This window comes from Nostoc sp. CHAB 5715 (genome assembly GCF_020829685.1).
Taxonomy (GTDB): Bacteria; Cyanobacteriota; Cyanobacteriia; order Cyanobacteriales; family Nostocaceae; genus Nostoc.
Map to the genome: position 1 here is coordinate 1 of NZ_JAIVFR010000743.1, position 3864 is coordinate 3864.

Annotated in this window: 2 protein-coding genes and 1 pseudogene; 1 reads left to right on the top strand and 2 read right to left on the bottom strand. The window is 44.5% G+C overall.

Features of this window, described 5'->3' with window-relative positions; translation table 11 throughout:
• Nucleotides 1-779: 779 nt before the first annotated feature.
• Nucleotides 780-3311 (top strand): cell division protein HetF, encoded by a 2532-nt coding sequence (gene hetF / locus LC574_RS30370; protein ID WP_229457317.1) that lies wholly within the window; start codon nt 780-782, stop codon nt 3309-3311.
• 180 nt (nt 3312-3491) lie between these two features.
• Here hetF and LC574_RS30375 read toward each other — a convergent pair whose 3' ends face one another.
• Both LC574_RS30375 and LC574_RS30380 read right to left on the bottom strand, forming a co-directional pair.
• Nucleotides 3492-3668 carry a hypothetical protein gene (locus LC574_RS30375; RefSeq protein ID WP_229457318.1) on the bottom strand — a complete coding sequence of 59 codons (177 nt, stop codon included), beginning with the start codon at nt 3666-3668 and terminating at the stop codon, nt 3492-3494.
• Nucleotides 3669-3741: 73 nt separating this feature from the next.
• Nucleotides 3742-3864, bottom strand: a pseudogene (locus LC574_RS30380) (glutamate--cysteine ligase); the annotation flags it as partial.

Genomic DNA, 3864 nt, shown 5'->3' on the forward strand with positions numbered 1-3864 from the left:
CAAGTTCGGCAAATCACTTACGATATGTCATTGCGAATGCAACGAAGTGGAATGAAGCAATCGCAAAGGTTTGGGATTGCCACGCTCCGCTCGCTTTTGACTAAGTACTAAGTCGGACATGATATGAAAGGGTTCCCCGACTTTTTTGCCGAGTCTTAAAGCTTGCTAGCAAGAGCGTCTTTGAACAGGAGAAGCAACTGGCGTAAGCTCATTTAGATATAGATTTCAGGTTTTTAGTGCGTAAGTTTTGTACTTACTTCCTTCATAAAAAAACCCCCAGTGGGCGTTAGCCAACCAGGGAGCTAGTTATCAGGGTGCATCTACCAATTAAATGTTCCAGGTTTAACCACCATGCTCCGGATAAATTTCTGAGAAAATTGATTGTTCTCCTGTGTTAAAAAAACAAGAGTAAATATTAACTGAATTAGGGGAGTTAAAAATCAAGGGACATCCCATCTACTAATCAAGTATTCTAGGGTTAAGCACTTATTTTCTGGTAGAGAATATCTGCGTCAGAAGTTGCTATTGTTTGCCAAAATTAAAAAAACCCCAGTGGGTTTTAGCCAACTAGGGGAGTTGAAGATCAAGGTGCATCTACCAATTAAGTGTTCTAGTCGCAAGTAATCCAATCCGGATAAAGTTGTAAAGGCAGAAAAAGCAAAACAACTAGAATCAGAAACATTCAGGGGTGGGATGCATCTAATTTATCAGAGGGAGCGAAAAATCGACTTGAAACTTTCGCGTTTCAAACCAGATTTAGGAGGCAAACAGGAGAAACTGTGACCCAGGAATTCCACATTTCGGTAACTCCTGTAGGGCAAAATGACTACTTGGTGCGGACGGAACAAGTCGCGCCTGGGGTACCATTGGCAGAAGAATTGGTGACTTGGCCTGTAGCTGATTGGTTGATGGCTGCTAGGCATTTGATGAATGATCCGTTAAAGTCGGTGTTGCAGGGAGATCCATTTGCCTCTGGCGGACACGAAAGCGATATCGCCAGAAACTCTGTTAACTTGGTGGCGTTGGGTCAACAATTTTATAACGCCCTATTTCAAGGCACTCTCAGGGATAGTTGGATTACTGCCCAAGGTATTGCCCAGAACCATCAACAAGTACTACGCTTACGGTTGGGGCTAAAAGACACTAGATTAGCTCGTCTGCCTTGGGAAGTGATGCACGCAGGCGATCGCCCTCTGGCTACTGGGCCTTATGTCGCTTTTTCTCGCTTCCAAAGCGGAATTTTGGGAGTTTCGCCTTTGCGATCCCTGCGGGGGGCTACGCCTACGCAAAATATGCCCACACCACTACAACAAGGTGGTGTAAAAGTATTGATGGTAATTGCTTCCCCCTCAGATCAAGTCCGCCTTGACTTACAGAAACAGGAAGCTATCAAACTGCAAGCAGAACTTCACCGCTTACCACGAATTGCTGAAAATAGCAATCGGTTTCCAGAAATTGAACTAACTGTGTTAGATCAACCGGGGCGGGAAGAACTGACGCAAGCTCTAGAACAAGGCAGATACCATGTTCTCCACTACTCTGGTCATAGTAACTTAGGTTCCAATGGCGGAGAAATTTATCTTGCTAGTCGCAGAACTGGCTTAACGGAAATCTTAACTGGGGACGATTTGGCTGGCTTGCTGGTCAACAATAACATCCAAATGGCAGTGTTTAACTCCTGCTTGGGGGCATACACAGCTGCATCCGATCCCTCTGGAGATACTGGGGAACGAAATCTAGCAGAAAGTCTGGTAAAGCGCGGAATTAGAAGCGTTTTGGCGATGTCAGAACGGATTCCTGATGAAGTGGCATTGACGCTCACGCAATTGTTTTACCGCAACTTGAGTCAGGGATATCCAGTGGATTTGTGCGTCAGTCGGGTACGCCAAGGATTAATTTCTGCTTATGGTTCTCACCAGATGTACTGGGCATTACCGATTTTATATCTCCAGCCAGAATTTGACGGTTTTCTGAGCCAGGAAACTGAGTTATCGGAAAGTGCAAAGCCCAACCAGTATAATCCGTCTTTAGGGGCAACTTCTACGATGTACTCTGCTATGGCAGATGATAGCGAGATGCCTTTAGGAATGGAGGATATGATTCCTTCTGGTTTGGCGCGTGATTCTGGGTTGGACTGGCTAGGTGAAGATACTTGGGGCGATCTTGTTGATGAAATTGAGTATGATGACCCAAGCTATGCAGAAGATTCTGCGATAGTTTCGGATTTATTTCGTCAGTTAGATAACCAAAAAGCTCCAACTGAACTGGATCAACAAATTTCAGAAAATAGTCTTCAGCAAAGTCAGGTTTCAGAAGAAATGACTTCTTCGCAAGAGGAAGCAGATTTGTGGGGAGAAGCTCCAGCACCGCCACCTCAAACTGCTGGAAACTTGGAAGGAAATTGGCAAAATTCTGCTGATTTTTTGCGTAGGCGTAGCCCGCCGCAGGCATCGCAACCACCGCAACCAAGAAATCGTACCCGTCGCCGCCAGCTGTGGCCAATTGTGGGTATTGTGGGGATCAGTGCGTTAGCAGCTGCGATCGGTTTAAATTGGTGGTGGCATCGAACCCAGCAGCCAATTCTGCCTAACATCCCAGTAATTCCCACCCAGTCTTTACCGATTAAAAAGCAGCAAAATACTGACTTACAGACAGCAGAGACTGGAATTGTCACCGCCACCGCTACAGAAAAGTTGAGCCAAGGCGACTTGCAAAGTGGGTTATTGGCTGTAGAAGAACTACTCAATCGTGGCGCACTGACTGCGGCTGAAACTGCCCTGAAACTGATTTCAAGTAAACAAGCTGACGATCCATCGGTGAACTTTTACAAGGGACGATTAGCTTGGCAGTCTATCCAAGCCGGAAACAGTAACTATAGCGTGGATGATGCCCGCCGTTACTGGGAAACTGCTGCCAAAGCTAACCCCGAGTCGCTTTTGTATAATAACGCTTTGGGATTTGCCTACTACACTGAAGGCAATCTAAATCGAGCTAATGATTCTTGGTTCAAAGCTTTGAATTTAGCTCTTAAAAAGCAGAACACAGACTCAACATCTACAAAGACAGCAGTGCCTCAAGATGCTTTAACTTCCTATGCTGGTTTAGCTCTCGGACTGTATAAATCTGCACTTAGTCAACCTAATGGTAAACAGACACAATATTTGAATGAAGCGATCAAGTTGCGACAATTGGTAATTAAGTCTGATCCAGTCAATTTCCAGGTAGATAAATTAGCTAAAAATTGGCTGTGGACAGAGAAGGCGATCGCAGATTGGCGATCGCTCCTTCAGGAGAAAGGTGAAGAACAGTAAGATGTTGTGGTGGTGCGATCGCGGTTGATTAAATAGCAGTTTTCAATTCCATGTAATACAGTCCGTTTGTAGGGGCACAGCAATGCTCATTGGTGTCAACTTAAGCTAGAAATAGCTTAACTGTTGGCTTCCACGCCCGCCTAGAACTAAAGTTCAAGGCTAATAGCTAAAGATTTTTGGCTATATGTAGCTTAAATTTAAAACCTCCAACCATTCCAGTTCAAACACCTCAGCAGGAATCTCTGTTAATTTTTCCTTGTTATCAGTACCCCAAACATTGCTTAAATCTAATTCTTTAAGCTGTTTCTTTTTCGCTTCTCGTATTTTTTCAAGGTAACGTTGAGGCGTATTTGCCATATTGAGGTTCACCTGTCAACGAAAATTATATGTAATGCCCCTGATTCGCTGGACAATCTCGCAACCACTAATATTTTGCCGATAGTTGGTGTAATGCTGCATCGGGTACAGTTGCTCTACCCAGCAAAGTTTCATCTAGCACCAAACCTTTCAATAATGTTAGCAAAGCCGCATAGATAGAAAAGTCATCACAGCT